At 59.4% G+C, this 18,880-nt stretch carries 22 protein-coding genes and 1 pseudogene; 17 read left to right on the top strand and 6 right to left on the bottom strand.

All coding sequences use genetic code 11. The features are described 5' to 3' along the window. From O4H62_RS24265 to O4H62_RS24280, 4 genes are all read left to right on the top strand, one after another. Nucleotides 1–1,182 (top strand): plasmid partitioning protein (locus O4H62_RS24265; protein WP_269391461.1); only part of this gene is annotated, 1,182 nt, incomplete at its 5' end. Between the two features lie 88 nt (nucleotides 1,183–1,270). Then, the gene (locus O4H62_RS24270) at nucleotides 1,271–1,744 is read left to right on the top strand and encodes a hypothetical protein (RefSeq protein WP_269391462.1); all 474 of its coding nucleotides are present in this window, start codon (nucleotides 1,271–1,273) and stop codon (nucleotides 1,742–1,744) included. A 268-nt stretch (nucleotides 1,745–2,012) separates the two neighbouring features. Further along, nucleotides 2,013–2,360 (top strand): hypothetical protein, encoded by a 348-nt coding sequence (locus O4H62_RS24275; RefSeq protein WP_269391463.1) that lies wholly within the window; start codon nucleotides 2,013–2,015, stop codon nucleotides 2,358–2,360. Nucleotides 2,361–2,719: 359 nt separating this feature from the next. Then, on the top strand, nucleotides 2,720–3,307 hold the full coding sequence (locus tag O4H62_RS24280; protein WP_269391464.1) for a hypothetical protein: 588 nt from the start codon (nucleotides 2,720–2,722) through the stop codon (nucleotides 3,305–3,307). Between the two features lie 45 nt (nucleotides 3,308–3,352). On the opposite strand, the gene O4H62_RS24285 is transcribed toward O4H62_RS24280, so the two are convergent. Then, nucleotides 3,353–3,775, bottom strand: coding sequence for a type II toxin-antitoxin system VapC family toxin (locus O4H62_RS24285; protein ID WP_269391465.1), 423 nt, complete (start codon nucleotides 3,773–3,775; stop codon nucleotides 3,353–3,355). Next, entirely contained in the window at nucleotides 3,772–4,026 is a 255-nt protein-coding gene (locus O4H62_RS24290; RefSeq protein ID WP_269391466.1) for a type II toxin-antitoxin system Phd/YefM family antitoxin, read from the bottom strand. Before O4H62_RS24290 ends, O4H62_RS24285 begins: the two co-directional genes overlap by 4 nt. A gap of 360 nt (nucleotides 4,027–4,386) precedes the next feature. Between O4H62_RS24290 and O4H62_RS24295 the strand changes: the two genes are divergently transcribed. The 5 genes from O4H62_RS24295 to O4H62_RS24315 all read left to right on the top strand — a co-directional run bounded on the left by O4H62_RS24295 (nucleotide 4,387) and on the right by O4H62_RS24315 (nucleotide 7,492). Beyond that, complete coding sequence (locus tag O4H62_RS24295; RefSeq protein ID WP_269391467.1) at nucleotides 4,387–4,572, top strand: hypothetical protein; 186 nt, start codon at nucleotides 4,387–4,389, stop codon at nucleotides 4,570–4,572. A gap of 276 nt (nucleotides 4,573–4,848) precedes the next feature. Continuing rightward, nucleotides 4,849–5,790: an ArdC family protein gene (locus tag O4H62_RS24300; RefSeq protein WP_269391468.1), complete on the top strand. Its 942-nt coding sequence runs from the start codon at nucleotides 4,849–4,851 to the stop codon at nucleotides 5,788–5,790. A 648-nt stretch (nucleotides 5,791–6,438) separates the two neighbouring features. After that, entirely contained in the window at nucleotides 6,439–6,756 is a 318-nt protein-coding gene (locus tag O4H62_RS24305) for a DUF736 domain-containing protein (protein ID WP_269391469.1), read from the top strand. Between the two features lie 107 nt (nucleotides 6,757–6,863). Then, the gene (locus O4H62_RS24310; RefSeq protein ID WP_269391470.1) at nucleotides 6,864–7,109 is read left to right on the top strand and encodes a type II toxin-antitoxin system Phd/YefM family antitoxin; all 246 of its coding nucleotides are present in this window, start codon (nucleotides 6,864–6,866) and stop codon (nucleotides 7,107–7,109) included. Next, the gene (locus tag O4H62_RS24315; RefSeq protein ID WP_269391471.1) at nucleotides 7,106–7,492 is read left to right on the top strand and encodes a type II toxin-antitoxin system VapC family toxin; all 387 of its coding nucleotides are present in this window, start codon (nucleotides 7,106–7,108) and stop codon (nucleotides 7,490–7,492) included. Before O4H62_RS24310 ends, O4H62_RS24315 begins: the two co-directional genes overlap by 4 nt. 32 nt (nucleotides 7,493–7,524) lie before the next feature. Here O4H62_RS24315 and O4H62_RS24320 read toward each other — a convergent pair whose 3' ends face one another. From O4H62_RS24320 to O4H62_RS24335, 4 genes are all read right to left on the bottom strand, one after another. Beyond that, the gene (locus O4H62_RS24320; protein ID WP_267656501.1) at nucleotides 7,525–7,785 is read right to left on the bottom strand and encodes a WGR domain-containing protein; all 261 of its coding nucleotides are present in this window, start codon (nucleotides 7,783–7,785) and stop codon (nucleotides 7,525–7,527) included. A gap of 96 nt (nucleotides 7,786–7,881) precedes the next feature. Further along, the gene (gene traG / locus O4H62_RS24325; RefSeq protein WP_269391472.1) at nucleotides 7,882–9,792 is read right to left on the bottom strand and encodes a Ti-type conjugative transfer system protein TraG; all 1,911 of its coding nucleotides are present in this window, start codon (nucleotides 9,790–9,792) and stop codon (nucleotides 7,882–7,884) included. Next, complete coding sequence (gene traD / locus O4H62_RS24330; protein WP_269391473.1) at nucleotides 9,779–9,994, bottom strand: type IV conjugative transfer system coupling protein TraD; 216 nt, start codon at nucleotides 9,992–9,994, stop codon at nucleotides 9,779–9,781. Before traD ends, traG begins: the two co-directional genes overlap by 14 nt. Nucleotides 9,995–9,998: 4 nt before the next feature. Then, nucleotides 9,999–10,262 (bottom strand): TraC family protein, encoded by a 264-nt coding sequence (locus O4H62_RS24335; protein ID WP_269391474.1) that lies wholly within the window; start codon nucleotides 10,260–10,262, stop codon nucleotides 9,999–10,001. 256 nt (nucleotides 10,263–10,518) lie between these two features. On the opposite strand from O4H62_RS24335, the gene traA reads away from it, so the two are divergent. From traA to O4H62_RS24375, 8 genes and pseudogenes are all read left to right on the top strand, one after another. Next, nucleotides 10,519–13,887 (top strand): Ti-type conjugative transfer relaxase TraA, encoded by a 3,369-nt coding sequence (traA, locus tag O4H62_RS24340; RefSeq protein ID WP_269391475.1) that lies wholly within the window; start codon nucleotides 10,519–10,521, stop codon nucleotides 13,885–13,887. Nucleotides 13,888–13,910: 23 nt separating this feature from the next. After that, entirely contained in the window at nucleotides 13,911–14,414 is a 504-nt protein-coding gene (gene traF, locus O4H62_RS24345) for a conjugative transfer signal peptidase TraF (RefSeq protein ID WP_331284486.1), read from the top strand. A 4-nt stretch (nucleotides 14,415–14,418) separates the two neighbouring features. Then, complete coding sequence (locus tag O4H62_RS24350; RefSeq protein WP_269391477.1) at nucleotides 14,419–15,558, top strand: conjugal transfer protein TraB; 1,140 nt, start codon at nucleotides 14,419–14,421, stop codon at nucleotides 15,556–15,558. Between the two features lie 132 nt (nucleotides 15,559–15,690). After that, nucleotides 15,691–16,428: a LuxR family transcriptional regulator gene (locus O4H62_RS24355; RefSeq protein WP_269391478.1), complete on the top strand. Its 738-nt coding sequence runs from the start codon at nucleotides 15,691–15,693 to the stop codon at nucleotides 16,426–16,428. 86 nt (nucleotides 16,429–16,514) lie between these two features. Then, on the top strand, nucleotides 16,515–17,186 hold the full coding sequence (locus tag O4H62_RS24360) for an acyl-homoserine-lactone synthase (protein WP_269391479.1): 672 nt from the start codon (nucleotides 16,515–16,517) through the stop codon (nucleotides 17,184–17,186). A 301-nt stretch (nucleotides 17,187–17,487) separates the two neighbouring features. After that, entirely contained in the window at nucleotides 17,488–17,817 is a 330-nt protein-coding gene (locus tag O4H62_RS24365; protein ID WP_269391480.1) for a transcriptional repressor TraM, read from the top strand. Between the two features lie 111 nt (nucleotides 17,818–17,928). Then, nucleotides 17,929–18,139 (top strand): annotated as a pseudogene (locus O4H62_RS24370) (helix-turn-helix domain-containing protein); the annotation flags it as partial. Between the two features lie 212 nt (nucleotides 18,140–18,351). After that, a complete protein-coding gene (locus O4H62_RS24375; RefSeq protein WP_269391481.1) occupies nucleotides 18,352–18,759 on the top strand; it encodes a nucleotidyltransferase domain-containing protein in 408 nt (135 codons plus the stop codon). Nucleotides 18,760–18,880 lie beyond the last annotated feature (121 nt).

An 18,880-nucleotide genomic window follows, 5' to 3' on the forward strand; every position in this document is an offset into this window, starting at 1 on the left:
CAACTCAGGATAATCGCTGCTGCCTCCATCGCTGAGCAGAAAGAGGTCTGGAAGGCGCACAAGCCCAAGAAAAACGAAACGACCGCCTGGTGGTCCGTGGCCCAAGGTCTTTCGAAAACCCGCATGTATGCGCGCGATGCCAGCTTCGACGATGAGTTGGCGCAAGCCTATGGCATTGCATGGGTCGAGGACCTCTTCGCCCCGGCTGACGAGGACAGCCGTTACACGACCGATGCCGAGGCCTTTCTCGGCGCGCAGCAGGAGTGGATGACCAACAACCTGCCCAAGAACGGCACCATCACCGAACTCAATGGATGGAATGGGCCCGAGCTGCCCAAGAAGGCCGAGCGCGTCTACGGCAAGCCGACGAAATCCGATCACACGGCAATGTACCTCGACCGCGACGGCAAGGTGCAGTCGGTTGTCTATCGGTTGCCCGAGGCGAAAACCGCCAAGGGCAAAACTGAAGATGGCGGCGCCACTCTGCCGGCGAAACGGCCCGACGTCACCCAGAAAGGCCAGGATATGATCGGTGATTTCCGAACCGACGCGCTTCATGAAGCGCTTGGCCGCGCACCGATCGAGGACGATACGCTGATGGCGTTACTCGTCATCGCCTTTGCCGGTCAGAACGTCCGCGTTGATACCGGGTCCGGCAATACGGGTTCATTCCGAAGCCAGATCGCGCCCCATGCCGCAACCCTGGTCGATGAAACCGGCAATCTTGCCTTCGACAAGGACACGCTGAGGATTGCGGTGCGCTCGGTTCTGATCGAGGTGCTGTCGTGCCGCCGCAACATCTCCAACAGCGGCATCGTCTCGCGGATCGCGGGCAACGTCGTCGGGGCTGACAGCTTCTTGCCCAATATGGGAACCGAAGACTTCCTGCAGTGCCTCTCGCGGCAGGCACTTGAGGCGGCGTGCGCAGATAGCTCGGTTCTGCCACGCGACAAGGTCCGCGACACCCGTGCCGCCCTTGTGGAGCATTTCCAGGAGGAACGCTTCGTCCACGGGTCGGCGCTCTTCGCGCCGGACGCGAACGAACTCGCCGATTGGAAGGCCCGCAACGAGATCGTCGAGGATGAGAACGTCGGCGATACTGAAGGCTCTGTCGACGAGCCGGAAGGGGGCGACACCGACCCGAAAGCCGTCTCCGAAGGTTTCCGTGAAGCCGCCGAATAGCGGTCTTCTTCCTTCCGAACGCACACCACGTCGCCGGCATCGTCCGGCGGCGCTTTCGTTTCCCATCCATCAATCAGGAGGACATCCCATGTCCGCACAACAGATCTACGACCACGCACCTCTGGGTGCGATCATAGGCTATTCCGACGGCACGCCACGCCCACCCGAACGACATCGCCGCAAGCTTCAGGCGTGGGAGCGGCGCAACAATAAAGGCCGGCTCGTCAGGAAACAGGCGGAAGTCAGCATCGGTACCACCGGCGTTCCTGCGAGTTTCACCCTTCACGAGGGAGATTTCGCCAGCTTGGCCGTCATCGTGCTTCGGGTTTTCAAATCCTTCTCGGTCGATAGTGATCTCACCTTTACCGTGCTCAGATCTCCATCTGCCGGCTCTGTTCTCGTTTTCAGCCACCCCGGCGATGCGGGCGAACTGGTTCACGTTGCCGACAACCGGCCGGCCGCCGATGAATGGTTGTCCCGCCACGGCTATCCCAATGCCATGTTGCACGAAGTGACCACTGAGGAGGTGGCGGCGGATCATGTCGAGGGCTGGGTGGCATGATGAAACCGCTTTCCACCCATCTGGTCGCCGTCCACTTTATGGTCGATACGATAGGTGTAAATCCCCGCTCAGATGTCATTGCGGCGCTGGAGGCACACCTCGATCATCCTCTCCGTCAGGTTCCGGCTTCAGGCATAATCGTCGATTGGGCCGTTGCCGGTAAGGATCTCGCGGACTTGATGATACCAACCATCATTCCTCCCGATTACTCTGCGGGAACCACACCGTTTCCGGATTGGCCCTCGGCACAGCCGCGAAGGGCAGCGCCATGTCGATGATCACCTCGTCACACCTGCTCTGTCGCATGGAGGCCGCACACCGCCAGACACGAGGCAATCTCGATCGGATCGAACGCCAGATTTCGGCCCGTGCGGAACGCATGACGATGACAGCCAAGGCGAAGGCGAGATCGCACCCGCGTGGAGGATCGCGTTGGACCCGGTCAGACGAAGCCCTGTTTCGGGTCCATATCGACGCGCTCAACTTCGAACGGCGTGGCGAAATCGATGCGTTGACGCGAAAACTCATCCGTCAGGAACGAGCGATCGCAGCTGTCAGTGTCAAGCCCGCCGACGACCAGTCAGGCACAAAAGCCGATACTCAGCCCATACTGTGATTGGGGCAAAGGACCCGGGCTTGGGTCATCATCATTTCCTTCACATAAGGCGCCGGTGATATGCCGCCCCTGCCGGCCTCCCTTCGGTTCTGGTCGCGGTCGTAAACCGGCGGCCGGAGCCTTCAAGGCCGCTTGCGCGCCGCGGAGCGGCCGCACGCACCGTCCTCGCCAAACCAGCCCCGCGGGACGGCGCGAGAGCTAATAGCCCTGCTGACCCGCAGGACGGGTTTGCTCGTCATGTTCCGCGCGGACCCTGAAGCCTCCTTCTTTCCGCCGGTTTCTTTTTCCCGCGCCCGAAGGGAGGGCCGGCAGGGGCCGGCTTGAGCCTTCGGTCAAACCGTGAAGGAAAGGAATTTCACATGACCAGCAACGCTCGTCCCTCCCGTCAGTCCGGCAAGGTCGTCCAGCTCCGCAAGGGCGCTTCCCTCGAAATGGTCCGGCTCGCCTGCCCCGACAGCGCTCAGGCATTCCTCATCTCCGAAAGCTTTGGCCTTCCCGTCATCGACAGCGACGGCATCCGCGATCTCCACCACAAGATCATCGTCGACACGGCCGAAAGCCTCAATGAGGGCTTGGGGGACCGGGCCATGCAAATCCACCTTCAACGTATTGTCGGTTCTTTTGTCGGCTCCGCTCATGGCGCAGGCCAGTTCTACTCGCGCGCAGTTACCGAGGCCAGGGACGCTACGGCGAAGGGCTCCAATGACTCTCGCGACGAAGATCTTGACGGTCCGGTCGGGTTCAATGGTGCGGCCCAGCGCAAACGCGAGTTCGCGGCCGATATGGGCCTGCAGGCGCACGCTCTCAGATGCGCAGCCGAAGGCGTTGTCAGCGCTTACGAACAGGTGATTGGCGAATCTTGGAAACCTTTCACGCGTCAGGTCGAAAACCCCGGTCAGACCGTCGATCGGAAGGCGACTGAGCTGCAGATGGCGGCTCTTGGATGAGCCGTTCGGGCGGAGCTTCGGCTCCGCCCACTATCAATTCGATGGCTAACCCTGCCACGGGTCAATGACGACCACGCCGGTCTCGTGGAAATCCTTCACATTGCGGGTCACCACGGAAAGATTGTGCACCAAAGCGGTCGCCGCAATCAAAGCGTCGGCTTCGTTGCGACGGTCGGGGATGTGAAGTTGGGCGCATCGTGTCGCGATTGCGTCATCGATGGGAAGAATGCGGCCGGCAAATTGCGGCCGGACATGGTCGTCAAGCCATTTGCGCAGCCTGCCACCTTGTTTTGGGTCGCGTCGTTGGACGCTCAGCACACCGCGTTCTAGTTCGAGGATCGTAATCGCCGAGATAAGAAAGGTGGTCGCGTCCTGTGCAGCGACCCAGGCGGTCACATTAGTGTCGGCACGACCGTCTCCGGCCTTCCGCAATTCAGAGATGACATTGGTATCGAGAAGAAAGGTCAACTGAGATCAGTTTCCCGCGGCATGATTTCAACACGGGACGGCGCAAATTCGATTTCTGATAGTCCGGGCATGGAAAGTGCATCGACGAGGTTATGTTGCTGACCGGTCAACCGTTCGAACTCTGCATAGGTCATCAGGACATGGGAGGGCTTGCCCCGGTCGGTAATGACAACCGGGCCAGCCCTGGCAGCCTTCTTTGCACGGCTTACATCCTGGTTCAGATCGCGGCTCGAGACAGTCGTAATGGTCATAACGCACCTCTTGTAGGTATGTATCTACATATAGCATGCAGCGCGCGAATTGCAACGGAACGGTGAAGATATTGCCGCTCGCCGGCTAACGGACATCCGGTGTTACGGACCCAACCGATCCACGTCGCCTTGGCGAACCGATCGTGCACGGCCGGGCTCTATCTAGAACGCAACCCAATCCCGCTCTTTTGAGGGATGGCATTCCTGGCGCGGCGCGGACTTCCACGATCAACCCGTAAAGGGTCCGCTAGCTAGCTGCGGCCGCTTGGCTTTTGCCTGCGCGGTGATCGCGTCCGCTTGGCCGCACACTAACGGAGCCATCAGAGCGGGAATTGGCCCGCTCCAACGATGGAGCCGAACATGCAGCACGATCTTTCCCTCGCCCAGAAACACGCCTGGAACCTTGCCCGCACCCTCATGATTCCGGTCATCCTCTTCAAGTCCGACGACGAATATGGCGTCCTGCCCGCCGACGAGGTCGACGACGCCGAGATAGTCATCCTCTTCGAATACGACCCTTACACCGGCGGTCATTCTGTCCACTGACAGCTCAACTATTTCCTGTCTCGAAGGCGGCGCACTGCGCCGCCTTTCCGCTTTACCGGCACACCGGCCGTGGTCCGTCCCGGGAAAGATCCGGGCGGAGCCGGCAGCACCGGCAACGGCTTTGCCGTCCTCCTCTTCGTTCCGGCCCTTCGCCACCCCGCCGCGCTGAGCGCACCGAGGCCTCGGCTCGGGTGCCGCTCCGGCCTTGAGCCCCGCCGTTTTCGGACCTCGTGACGGACCGCGATCGGCGCGGTCCTGAAATCAGGAGGTCTGAGAATGAAAAAGAAAGAGAAAGAGCAAGAGAAAAGCCCGCGCGTCGATATCTATGCGCGGATCACCGAGACGATTGTCACTGAACTGGAAAAAGGTGTCCGGCCCTGGGTGAAACCCTGGAGCGCGGGCGGGCTCGAAGGCCGGATCACGCGACCACTCCGGCACACCGGCGAGCCCTACACGGGCATCAATGTCCTCCTGCTCTGGTCCGAAAGCCTCGCCCGAGGCTTCGAAGCGCCACTGTGGATGACCTACCGGCAGGCCGGTCAGATCGGGGCACAGGTCCGCAAGGGCGAGACCGGCGCAACCGTCGTCTATGCCAGCCGCTTCACGAAGACCGAAACGGATTCCCGTGGCGACGAGGTCGAGCGGGATATCCCATTCCTCAAGACCTACACCGTCTTCAATTGCGATCAGATCGATGGATTGCCTGAGCACTATTATCACCGGCCGGACAAGATCACCGATCCGATATCGCGCATCGAGCACGCGGACCGCTTCTTCGAGCATACCGGCGCTGTGATCCGCCACGGCGGCGCAAAAGCCTTCTTCGCTCCCGCAAGCGACCATATCCAGATGCCGCCCTTCGAAAGCTTCCGGGATGCGGAATCCTACGTCGCTGTGCTCAGCCACGAGGCAACCCACTGGACGGCGCCAGCGCACCGGGTCGGACGCGATCTTTCGCGTTATCACAAGGATCGCTCCGACCGCGCTCGCGAAGAACTCATTGCCGAGCTCGGAAGTTGCTTCCTGTGCGCCGATCTTGGTGTCGTGCCTGAGCTGGCGCCCCGGCCGGATCACGCCAGCTACCTCCACTCCTGGCTGAAGGTCCTCAAGGGCGACAAACGGGCGATTTTTCAGGCGGCAGCGCATGCGCAACGCGCCGTGACCTATCTTCATGGTCTTCAGCCGGCTCGGCTTACTGAAGAGCGGGAGGCGGCGTGAGTTTGCCTTCCGAATGACCCTGGCGGAGTGCGATCAGCTCTCCGCCGGGCTGTATCCCGGCTTTGCAGAGCTCGTGTCTACCACAGCAATGATACCGCTTCCTCATCGGCTATATCGAGGTTGTGAATAAGAGATCAAAAGGCTTTGGTCATCGCGGCCCTTGCGTCGATGTATCTGCTCTTTCTCTTACAATCGCCCCAACATACAGACATACCTCGACGCATAGTCGAAGAACGGGAGCCGTGTCGAATTTTGTGAGAAAGGCTAGACAGCCACACGCGGTTGCCTCGACGCTGGCAAGGGCATTGGGTTGTTCTGTCCGATCATATTCTGGATCGGGGGTTGCGATACGACGGTTGCCGGTCTTCACTCCCGTTCAAATGTCACCAACGCGCCGCTCAATGCGGTCTCGATTGAGGCATGTCTGACCGGAAAACGCCTTCGCCTCGCTCGGCCTGACGCAACGGCGCTTCGAAACTTTCTTCCCCTTCGAACTTCATTCGAATTCCTCGCGGGTCAAGAAAGTGTCTCCCCGCCATCCTCCATTTCATTCCGTCCCCTTTGGGGTGCGCGCCGATCGCTCCCGGTCTCCTGACAGCCATCGAGGCCGCGATAGGCGCGGCCCGAAACATCGAAAGGATGAAGACAATGGCAAACATCGGCACTTTCACCACCACCAAGAACGGCTTCACCGGTCAGATCAAGACCCTCGCCCTAAACGTCAAGGCCCGCCTCGAGCGCGTCGAAACCCCTTCCGAGAACGGCCCACAGTTCCGCATCTTCTCCGGTGCAGTTGAACTGGGCGCCGGGTGGCAGAAGCAGGCGAAGGGAACCGAGCGGGATTACATCTCGGTCAAGCTGGACGATCCGAGCTTCCCTGCTCCGATCTACGCAACCCTGATCGAGGTGGACGGTCAGGAAGGGCTGCAACTGATCTGGTCCCGCCCGAACGGCAACCGCGACTAACCGCCGGAGGAGGGCCTCGTCGCAAGACGGGGCCTTCCGCGCGATGGGGTGTATTGAACTTCGGCTGCAAATGAACTAAGTTGAATGGACTAAGCAGGAGCACCGCTATGCACACCGTCAATATCCACGAGGCCAAGACACACCTGTCGCGTCTGATAGAGAAGGCCGCGAAGGGCGAACCCTTTATCATCGCCAAAGCGGGCAAACCGCTTGTGAAGGTCATGGCGCTGGATGCACCGATGCCCGGCGCAACAAAGCGCACCGGCTTCATGGCCGGTCAGTTCACCGTGCCTGATGACTTTGATTGCATGGGTGACGAAGACATTGAAGCAATGTTTAGAGGCGATGCGTGAGGTTCCTTCTCGATACCCATCTTCTTTTGTGGGCCGCAAGCAATCCAGAGCAGTTGCCCGCACAAGCGCGTGCCGAAATCGAGAACCCCGACAACGATTTGATCTTTAGCGCGGCGAGTCTTTGGGAAGTCGCTATCAAGACAGGCCTGGGACGCCCGGATTTCGCGGTCGATCCACGGTTACTGAGGCGTGGGTTGGTGGACAATGGCTATCATGAACTGGCGATCACCGGTGAACATGCGATCGGCCTTTTGGTGCTTCCTCCCATACACAAGGATCCTTTCGATCGCATTCTGATTTCGCAGGCCGTTGCCGAGGAAATTGTCCTGATGACCGTGGACGAGAAGATCGCGAGATATCCGGCGCCGGTCCGGTGCTTTTGATTGTTCGCAACATCGGGGGGGCGTCAAAGCTATCAGCGCCGCTGTACTGCCGCATCGCGATATCCGCGGCGCCTTTTGCTACGCTCAAGACGGTGCAGCGCGGACCCTGCATCGGCGTTCGTATCGAATGTTTCCATCATCGTCTGACCGCGTCTTCCAATCCTTCCCCAGTCGCGAATGAGCGACGCGCCGCCGAACAGCGTGGGCTGAAGGCTCAGGCTGTAGAAGCGGCGCATATTCTGGGCCGGGTCGATGCGACGAAGATGAACCTGGTCGGGAGTGAATGTCTGCATGCGAAGAGTCTCTTCGACACCGCAACCGAAGTCCAATGAGTTGTGTGAATCAAAGCAGGACAATCGATTCACAACGTTGATACACATTCCTCGCGATCACCGATGGAACCGGTTCTTGCCAACGACGCCTTTCATGTCATTGCGCCGAAACCAGATGGCGCGTCCGCATCTGAGCGGCGGATTACCCGACGTGAAAACGATCTGCTCGTCGCCGCGCATGCGCAGCACTTCTTCCGGTAATATCAGAGGCCGTGCCGCCAACTGCTTGGAGCGCGTTCGCGACGACCCCGACATCTGCAATGTGCGGCTCAACTGGTCGACCTCCACCGTGGTATTGCCGCAGCGTCGCGAGATGTAGTCCGCGGTCTCGGGATCGTTGATTGCGGCGAAGGATACCCATGAGGCGCTCTCGAACCATTTCGATGCGGCGTCCCGCCCACCATAGGTTTCGCGCATCTGGCCGATCGACTGAAAAAGCAGAAGCAGGCTGATGCCGTATTTGCGGCCGGCATCGCGCGCGGTCTCGAGAATGCGCAGGTAACCGAGCCGAGCCACCTCATCGAGCAGGAACAGGGTGCGGCCGCCGATCTCGCCATTTCGGTTGTAGATGGCATTGAGAAGCGCGCCGATGATGGTGCGGGCCAACCCCGGATGGGCCTCCAGTGTTTTAAGGTCGAGGTTGACGAAGATGTCGGTCTTGCCGCCGGCAATGCCATTGGTCGAGAAACTCGAACCTGAAACGAGTGCAGCATAGTTCGGGTAGCTCAGCCAGTGTGTTTCCTTGATCGCGTTGGCGTAAACACCGGAGAAGGTTTCCGGCGTCATGTTGACGAAGGCGGCGACGTTCTCTCGAACGAATGCGGATTCTGAATTGTCGTGGATCCTCTGCAATCGCTCGCGCAATTTGGGCTCAGGTTCGGACAAGTTCATGCGCATCTGGCGCAACGTCTGGTTTTCCTTTTCCGTATGCCCTGACAGGCAGACGTCGGCGATCAGCGCGGTGATGAGTTGCAGGGCGGAGGCGCGGAAGAAGTCGTCGCGCATTGAAGTCTGACGTCCGGTATCGGTCACAACCCAGCTTGCTACGGCGACGACATCCTCCTCCTTGGTACCGCCGAACCTACCGATCCAGTCGAGCACATTGAACCCGACCGAAGCGTCCTTGGGGCTGAGCACGAAAACATCGTGCCCAGCACGCCGCCGCTGATCGATCACCATGGGTGCCGCCTCGTTTGACGGATCGAGCGCAACGAGCCCTCCACCCCATTTGAGCGCCGTAGGGATCGTTACCGAAGTGGTCTTGAACCCGCCCGATCCGGCAAAGACCAGTCCGTGCGTTGACCCGAACGAGGCGTCGAAGCAGAGCAGCGATGATTTTCCGCCATTGCCCCACGTATCTTTGACATCAGTCCGGAATGGTCGGCTCGCCACACTGTCCTGGTCGACGCGATATGCCTCGCCAAGGACAATGCCTCCACCCTCGCCGAACATATTCTTGGCGGCGGTGACGGACATCCAGTCGGCCGATCCGTGGATTGCGCGCTTTCCCGTCGTCCGCCGCGGCTTCATTGTCGCGAACGCCGCATCACCACTGAGAGCGACGCGGAATGCAAACATGCCGGCGATGAAGCAGAGCATTGCGCCGATGCCGGTTGCAGGATCGGCATATTCGAGCAGGCTATGTCCCGCCGGAACCGTATCTGCAAAACCGCTGAGGCGTGTAAATTCCCGCGTCGCGGCAACGGCGATCACGGCAATTGCACCGGTCAGAACACCGTAGCCGGCGAACCTGATCGCCATTGCTCCGCGCGCTGCAAACAGGAAAACGATGCCGAGACCCGCGGCTAGGCCATAGGGTATGGCGATGCCGATCCGCCCAAACGTCTGTTGCGTCTCAACCGAATTTCCAAATTGCGCCAACCAGGCTTCGGAACCTTTTAACCCGATGCAGACGGCGATCATCATGCCGACAGGCGCGAGCAGAAGAATGAGCTTACTCGGTGTCATCTGAAAACGCCTCCGCTCCGATCGCCGTCAGCCGTTCTCGCTCATTCTCGTCGCCTTTGATCCGCCCCCCGCCGTCGATCAGAAGGCCAAGCAGGAGCGCGCGCTTCTCGTAGCGCAAGCCTGCCTTGGCAATCAGGCCGCCGAGCTGAATTTTCTCGCGCGTGTCTTTCCTGCGCTTGTCCGATTGGCTTGCCTGTCGCATGCGCTCAAGCCTCGCTACTCGCGCGCGAAGCCGCGCCAGACGGGGTTTGCGCGGGAGGGACTTTCCGGATCTCGCTGCCGCGCTCACGAAACCGTTTGGCTAGGTCCTCAAACGCCGTCAGCAGCTTGCCGTCATCGGCTTCGACTTTGCCAATCCCTGCCTTGAGCGCGATCCGGCCGATCCGTTCGGCCTCACGCGTCTCTGCGGCCTTCAGCTGCTCCTGGAGTTTGGCGATCTCTTCTTTGATTCTGGATGATGGCTTCTTCATTCCGTTTGCTCCCGATTGTCACGAATGCCCCGAAGGCATGAGGAGAATCGCCCGGGAGCGCGTGAAGCGCATCCCGGCAGAAATGCCGGGTCGGCAGATCCGACGCTTTGAGAGATCATCCCTGCGTTCCGAAGGAATGCGTCCAAGGGCGCAGTAATACGTCGCTGGGGCGACGTGGCTCGCTGCGGCCCCAGTCGGGCCGGGGCGGCGGCCTGCGGAACAAGGATGAACTTGTCTCGCAGGAGCCTGATGAACCGTGGCGATCACGCATTTTACACCCCAGATTATTTCGCGCGGGAATGGTCGCAGCGCGGTTTTGTCTGCGGCCTATCGCCATTGCGCGAAGATGAGCCACGAGGCGGAAGCGCGCACAGTCGACTATTCCAACAAGAAGAACCTCGCCCACGAAGAATTCTTGCTCCCCCCCGATGCTCCGAAATGGGCGCGGGACACGATCGCCGATCGTTCGGTTGCTGGGGCAGCGGAAGCCTTCTGGAACAAGGTCGAGGCATTCGAAAAACGCAACGACGCCCAGCTCGCCAAGGAATTCATTGTCGCTTTGCCCGTCGAGCTTACTCGCGACCAGAACATCGCGCTCTTCAGGCAGTTCGTCTCAGAGCAAGTGCTCGCTCGCGGGCAAGTGGCCGATTGGGTCTTCCATAGTGATGGCATTCCTGATGGCGCCAAATCCTTTGGTTCTGATCAGGATCAGAACCGGATTGGCGCGCGCAATCCGCATATCCATCTGATGACGACATTGCGCCCGCTCACCCAGGACGGGTTCGGTTCCAAGAAGGTCGCGGTGCTCGGCCCGGATGGAAATCCGGTTCGAACCAAAACCGGGAAAATCCAATACAAACTTTGGTCCGGCGAGAAGGCGGAATTCCTCGAACAGCGGCAGAGATGGCTCGATCTCCAAAACCAGCATCTGGCCATGGCGGGCCTCGAAATCCGTGTCGATGGCCGGTCCTACGCTGAACGTGGCATCGACATCGAGCCGACAACCCATATCGGCGTTGCGGCCAAGGCGCTACAGCGCAAAGCGGGCGATGCGGGAACCAGGATCGATCTCGAACGGCTGGCATTGCATGAGGCCCAACGGAAAAAGAACGCCGCCCGGATCGAACACAGGCCTGAACTCGTTTTCGATATCATCACATCCGAACGAAGCGTCTTCGATCAGCGCGACATCGCCAAGATCTTGCATCGCTATGTCGACGATCCGGAGCGCTTCCAGCGGCTTCTCACTCGGATTACGGAAAGCCCGGACTGCCTGAAACTCACTGACGAGACAATCGATTTTGCGACTGGTGCACGGGTCGCGGCACGGCTGACGACCCGGGGGATGATCAGGCTCGAGGCCGAAATGATCTCCCGCGCAAACTGGCTTTCGGGAAGGGACGGGTTCGCGGTTGCGGCGAAAGTCCTGGAAACCGTCTTTGCCCGGCATGACCGGCTGTCGGAAGAACAACGGACGGCTATCGAACATGTTGCTGGGCCGGCGCGGATTGCAGCGATAGTGGGCCGGGCAGGAGCCGGCAAGACCACGATGATGAAGTCAGCCCGCGAGGCTTGGGAATTGGCCGGATACAACGTCGTTGGTGGTGCGCTTGCAGGTAAGGCGGCGGAGGGTTTGGAGAAAGAGGCCGGCATTCCCTCCCGCACGTTGGCGTCGTGGGAGCTCAATTGGAAACAGGGACGCCGGCTTCTCGATGATAGGACGATATTCGTTCTCGATGAAGCAGGCATGGTGTCATCCCGGCACATGGCGACCTTCGTCGAAGCCGTCACCAAGGCCGGCGCCAAACTCGTCCTGGTCGGTGATGCCGAGCAGCTTCAACCGATCGAGGCGGGCGCTGCCTTCCGTGCCATCGTCGAACGCACCGGCTATGCCGAGCTCGAAACCATCTATCGCCAGAAAGAAGACTGGATGCGCGCCGCCTCGCTCCATCTGGCGCGCGGGCGCGTTGCCGAAGCGCTGTCATCTTATGGCGCGAAAGGCCGGGTAATCGGGCGGCCGCTCAAGCTTGATGCCATCGAAACCCTGATCGCTGACTGGAACCGCGACTACGATCCGGACAAATCAACCTTGATACTCGCGCATCTGCGCCGCGATGTACGCCAGCTCAACATCATGGCGCGTGAAAAGCTCGTTGAGCGCGGTCTGATCGAAGAAGGCCACGCCTTCAAGACCGAGGATGGACCCCGGCAGTTCGCCGTTGGCGACCAGATCGTGTTCCTTAAGAACGAAGGTTCGCTTGGCGTCAAGAACGGCATGATCGGCAAAATCGTCGAGGCAGCGCCCGGCAGGATCACGGTGGCCGTCGGCGAGGGGGAGGACGCGCACCACGTGGACGTCGATCAGCGTTTCTATCGCAATCTTGATCATGGCTACGCGACGACGATCCACAAATCGCAAGGTGCAACCGTCGACCGCGTCAAGGTGCTCGCCTCGCTCTCGCTGGACCGGCATCTGACCTATGTCGCGATGACGCGGCACCGGGAGGACATGGCGCTCTATTATGGAAGCCGATCCTTCAAGATGGCTGGCGGGCTTGAGAGGCTCCTTTCGCGGAAGAACGCCAAGGAGGTCACGCTCGATTATGCGGGCGGCCGGTTCTATGCCCAGGCGCTGCGCTTCGCCAATAATCGCGGCCTGCATCTCGTTCGCGTTGCCCGGACGCTGATGCGCGATCGCGTCCAATGGACCATTCGGCAGAAACAGAGACTCGTCGATCTCAGCGTCCGGCTTCGCACCGCCGGCGCGCGGCTCGGTCTTGTCGATTTTCCGCTTCACCAATCCAGTCAAACAGCCAGAAAGGCCGAGCCAATGGTCAAAGGCGTCTCCAGTTTTACAATGTCGGTCACTGACGCGGTCGCCGAAAAGCTGCAGTCCGATCCGGCCCTGCAAAAGCAGTGGGACAATCTCTCTGACCGTATTCGTCTTGTCTATGCGGATCCAGAAACCGCCTTCAAGGCGATGCGTATGGAGACCGTTCTGGAAGACGCAAGCGTTGCCCGCCAGCGTCTTGGCGAAATCGAACTGAATGCGGCAAGCTTCGGTGCGTTGCGCGGTCGCGAAGGACTTCTGGCAAGCCGGGCGGATCGGCAAGACCGGCGCGTAGCGGAGGTCAACATTCCTGCGCTCCGTCGCGATCTCGAGAGCTATCTGAACATGCGACAGAACGCGATGAAGAAGTACGCTGCCGAGGAGGAAGGGCACCGCAAGCGCACCTCGATCGATATTCCATCCCTGTCGCCGGCCGCCGCGCGCGCCATGGAAAAGGTGCGCGACGCCATCGACCGAAACGACTTAGCCGCAGCACTTGGATTTGCCCTCGCCGACCGCATGGTGAAGGCCGAACTTGATACCCTCAACAAGGCGGTATCCGAACGGTTCGGAGAACGGACCTTGCTCGGCAACGGTGCTAGGGACCCCTCGGGTTCGACCTTCGACAAAGCGGCCAAGGGTATGTCGCCGGCCGAGAAGCAGAAGCTTGCTGCCGCCTGGCCGTTCATGCGCGCTGGCCAGCAGCTCATCGCCCAGCAACGGACCCAGCAGGCACTGAAGGAATCGGAGGCGTTGCGGCAAACGCAGAGTAAGAGCCAAGGGCTCAAGCAATGACACGGAGGCGACGCATTGCCGTAGTGACAGCGCTTCTTTTCCTTCCGGTAGCCCTGTTTGTCGCAGCCTATGGGATGGGGCTGCGGATCAATCTGACGCCGAGCTATCCGCTCGGGATCTGGCGCATAGAGATGCTGAGCCGCGCCATTCGCGTCGGGGATCGCATCTTCATCTGTCCGCCGTTAACGCACGAGTTTCGACGGGCCCGTGAGCGCGGGTATCTGCGCCGCGGCTTTTGCCCGGGCTGGCTTAGTCCGTTGATCAAGACCGTTGTTGCACTCCCCGGACAGTCGATTGAAATCGGCGCGTCTGTCGTAATCGGCGGGGTGAATTTGCCGCGATCCGCGGTCCAGCCAAATGATGGTTCGGGCAGGCCGATAACGCCCTACGCCGGTGGTGCAATGCCGCCGGGTTTTCTGTTTCTCCACTCACCATTCAAAGGTTCCTATGACTCACGATATTTCGGGCCGATCCCGGCCGATGGTGTTCTCGGGCTGGCGACGCCCATCCTTACCTTCGTTCCGTGACGGCTTGATCAGCATCGGCCTTGGTGCAGGCAGCGCCACTATCGGTGCAATTGCCTGGAGCGGCGAGGTGCTGGCCTTGCCCGCCGCCGTCCTGTTTCCAACGTTCTGGGCGTTTGCGCCGAACCGGCTCGTCGCTGGGTTGGTGGCGCTGGCCTATTTCCTTGCAGCGTCGCGCGGGCTGCCTGTTGGCGTCTCAATCTTCTACGCGAGTGATATGTGGATCGGGCTTGCCCTGTGGCTCGCGGCCTCGTCTCTGTTCGTACTTGTCCATGCCGTTCTCTGGACTCGGAAATCAGGATGGCACCGACCGTTGCGCTACGCGCTTGCATGGATCCTGATGAGCGTTCCGCCCTTTGGCATCATCGGGTGGGCGAACCCAATCACGGCCGCAGGCGTCTTGTTTCCAGGTCTGGGCTGGTTTGGATTGATTGCCATGGCTCACACCTTATCGGCTATGACGACGCGGGCGTGGCCGATCGTTGCTCTTGTTATCGGTGCAGTTTTCGCCTTGTCGTCCTTAGACTGGAGCGAACCGCATCCACCGGAAGGCTGGATCGGCATCGACACGCACTTCAACTATGCCTCTCCCGGTCAGCACGCGGATTATGCGCAGCATCTCGCCACGCTGGCATTGGTTCAGGACGCGGCGAAAGCCGGCGTGAAAAACATCGTCCTTCCCGAAAGTGCATTCGGGATCTGGACGCCGACAACCGAACACCTCTGGGTCCGCGCACTTCAGGATCTTGATGTGACTGTGAACGGGGGTGCAATCCTTATCAGTGCCGAGGGCTACGACAACGTCATGATGGAAGTGTCGGGGAAGGGCGCACAAATCCTCTACCGCGAACGCATGCCCGTGCCGGTTTCAATGTGGCAACCCTGGGCATCGGGTGGCGCCACGGCCCATGTTTTCGGCAAACCTACAGGCAGATTTGCCGGGACGCTCATCGCTCCGCTGATCTGCTATGAGCAGCTCCTGGTCTGGCCGATCCTGCAGTCGATGATCTACAAACCGAGCGTAATCGTGGCAACTGGTAATGGCTGGTGGACCGGCGATACCAACATCGTCGCTATCCAGAAGGCGGCCGCCCGGGCCTGGGCGGCGCTGTTCGGCCTGCCGCTCGTTATCGCCTTTAATACCTGACAGGATTCCCCATCAAACAACGCCCGGAAGCTGACGATCTAGAATTTGTCTGGTTCGACAACTATGCATTGCATATGCGACTCATAATGGAAATATTGCGCCCGAATCTCAGGTTCCAGGAAAGGTAAGACGTTGGAGAATGTCGCAGATTCCGATTTGATGGACGCACTCTCAAGAATTTCAGATGTTGCTGACCGAAACTCGACAATCGAGTTCCTGAAAGACGTGGCCTCCCGATACGCATTGAATACCATTGCGTATTTTGGTGTCGGCGTTTCTGGTCAAAATGAGATCGATCCCTATCTCGCCGTAACCTATTCTCCCGAGTGGGTCGCACACTACAAGAACCGGCAGTATGTCGATGTCGATCCAGTTGTTCGTCTTGGCTTTCGCCGTATGCTTCCCCTTGATTGGGACGAGTTTGGAAATCCGACGGGGCGGCTGAAGACCTTTTTTGGTGAAGCCGGCGAATTCGGTATCGGGCTCCGCGGACTGACAGTTCCAGTGCACGGTCGCTGCGGCGACCGTGCCTTGTTCTCCGTGACGTCAGATCTTTCCGCCCGCGACTGGGCGAGCGCGAAACTTCTCTATATGCGTGACTTCCAGGTTCTTGCGACGCACATCCACGATCGTGTGCTTGGCATCGAGGGACATGCGAGCGAGCCTGCAGTTCTTTCTCCGCGTGAACTGGAATGCCTGCAATGGATCGCCGAGGGCAAGACGGCCTGGGAATGCGCTGTCATTCTCGGCCTGTCGCAGCACACCGTGCGCTGCTATCTGGAGAGCGCCCGCCACAAGCTCCATGCCACCAGCAATACCCATGCCGTTTCAATCGCTCATAGAGCGGGGCTGCTCTTTGATCCCTTGTAAACCCAGCTGTTGGACCGGATGTTCTTCTCGAAACCCAGCCGATAACTGGTGTCTCCGTCATCAATGAATGAACGGAGACCACCATCATGATATTTGCAGTCGAAAGTGCCGATCAGGACAAGTATCCCGAGCTGTTCGACGAAATGTTCCGCATGCGGGCCGAAGTCTTTTCTGGTCGCCTTGGCTGGGACGTCAAAGTCGAAAACGGACGGGAGATCGACCGGTTCGATGCCGAAGACCCTCTCTACCTTCTGTCGCTCGATGAAAGGTCAGGACAGCTTCGTGGCGCTGTGCGTCTGCTCCCCACGACCGGTCCCAACATGCTCAGAGACGTGTTTTCCGTGCTGATGCCTGGTGGCACGGTCGAAAGTCCATTGATCTGGGAGAGCTCACGTTTTGCGGTCAATCCGCAAATCTTCGAGGCGAGGGATCGGGCAGAAGCAAACCACATGGTCAACCGAACCACTGTCGAGCTTTTGTGCGGGATGGTTGAAGTCGCCCAGCGGGCCGGCATCGAACACATCGTATCGGTCTTCGACGCCCGAATGGCGCGGATTTTCAGGTCGATCGATTGCCGCTTCGAACAAGTGGGCACGCCAGTGCGGATCGGGAAGGTCATGATCTATGCCGGTCTGTTCGACACAGGCGCCGACATGCGGTCGCGGCTTGGAGCAGCGGGGGATTTTCGTTCATCTGTTCTCGCTGATGGTGCAATCGCTCCAGCGTCGGCAACCGCACTTGTTGCGAATGTCGAATAATTTCAATGTAAACATCCGGGCTGGCGTCTGGCGTTCATCATCCTGATGAAATATGCTTTTCCCCGAGGCGGTACGCGCCGCCTCGGGGCGTAGAAACCCCACCACAGCGGTTTGGTGTCGGCCGACCCGACACCCAGGATCCTCTGGCCATTGGCCGGGGGCTTGTGACGTATGTCCAGGTGCCTCGGTGCTAAAGGTCGCAGGGACTGTCTGTGGCGGTTTTCTAACCCCCGGCTTGGGGTCAAGATCTTGTTCGTTCGCGGGGGCGCACCGCGGACCAAGCCGAAGGGGTGGTGCAATATTGCCGGATATACGCAGCCTGGAACTCAAACCCGATTGCCCAAAGCATGCCATTGAGACGATTCTCGCGGAACTTGAGCAAGACGAGCTTGAGCGACTTGCGATCGACATCATTCGCGAACAACGGTGTCGATTGGCAAAGGCCCAAGAGCTCTATGAACTGCTCGGGACCCCTGAACAAGGGAGTGGCGAGGATTTTCTGGTTGACCAACGCCGGTATGAATATCACCTCGCGCTGGTCATGATGAAGGCCCATCATCCGATCGCTGCGACCGTCATCAACAAGCTGGGTTATACACCGCCACTCCCGGAAGACATGATCCGTCAGTAGCTGCCTTCCTCAAGATTGAACGTTTGTGGATTGAACCAAACGGAAGAGTCCGAATTGGGATTCCCATCTGTTTTCATCAATGCGAATCTGCGTCATGCGCGCGGGATTTCCATGGTTGTTTCGGCTTCGGACCACCATAGGCTTGAGGCACTCGATCTCTGATCGGGACGCGGCCCAGAAGCATGTCTAGCGGGCGCGGATTATCCTGCTAACCGCCGAGGGGCTCGGCACCCACGCCATCATGGCAGCTTCGGGTAAGTCGAAGACAACAGTCTGGCGCTCGCAGGGGCGATTTGCGGAGGCACAGATCGAGGGCCTGCTGTCCGACAAGTTCTAGCTGCCGGGCAAGGCGTGGATCTCCACCAGCAGGACTGCTGACGCAAACCGGATGACTCAATCGGCACCGAAGATCTCGTTGAGCCGGAGGAGATCATGCGCCTTTCGCACGACCGTATGATCCTGATAAGACTAGACAGCCAGCGGCATTCGCCCGAGGGCTGCGACTCTATGACTTTAGATTTGAAGGATATTTCGATGAACATCGACAGGCTGACACACCTGCCAGAGCGCAAGCAGCGCGAACTGCAGCGCGTCGCCGCAATTTTGTTCGATGAATTCGAAGAAGTCCAGAAAACCAAGCTGTCCGACAAACACAAGCGAGGACGGATTCTCAAGCTCATCCTATTCGGCTCCTACGCCCGCGGAGACTGGGTCGAGGATCGGAAAAGTGGCTATCTGTCGGATTACGATCTCCTGGTGATCGTTAATTACAGTCATTTTGCCGATCAGTATGAAGCCTGGGAGAAAGCGGGCGAACGCTTTGTGCAGGAACTGGCGATCACCCATCATGTGACTGCGCCCGTAAACTTCATCGTTCACACCTATGAGGAGGTGAACTCGCAACTCGCGCAGGGGCGCCCCTTCTTCATCGATACCCTTTGACACGGATTGGCACAGCTTTGTGCGCATGTGGATACGTCCGCGTTCGGATCTATCCCATGCACAAGCTCAGGCTGTTCGGCTGGAGTACGGCTTCGAAGACAAGATGCATATAACAATCGAA

It is taken from the genome of Parahoeflea alexandrii (assembly GCF_027214025.1).
GTDB classification, from domain to species: Bacteria; Pseudomonadota; Alphaproteobacteria; order Rhizobiales; family Rhizobiaceae; genus Hoeflea; species Hoeflea alexandrii_A.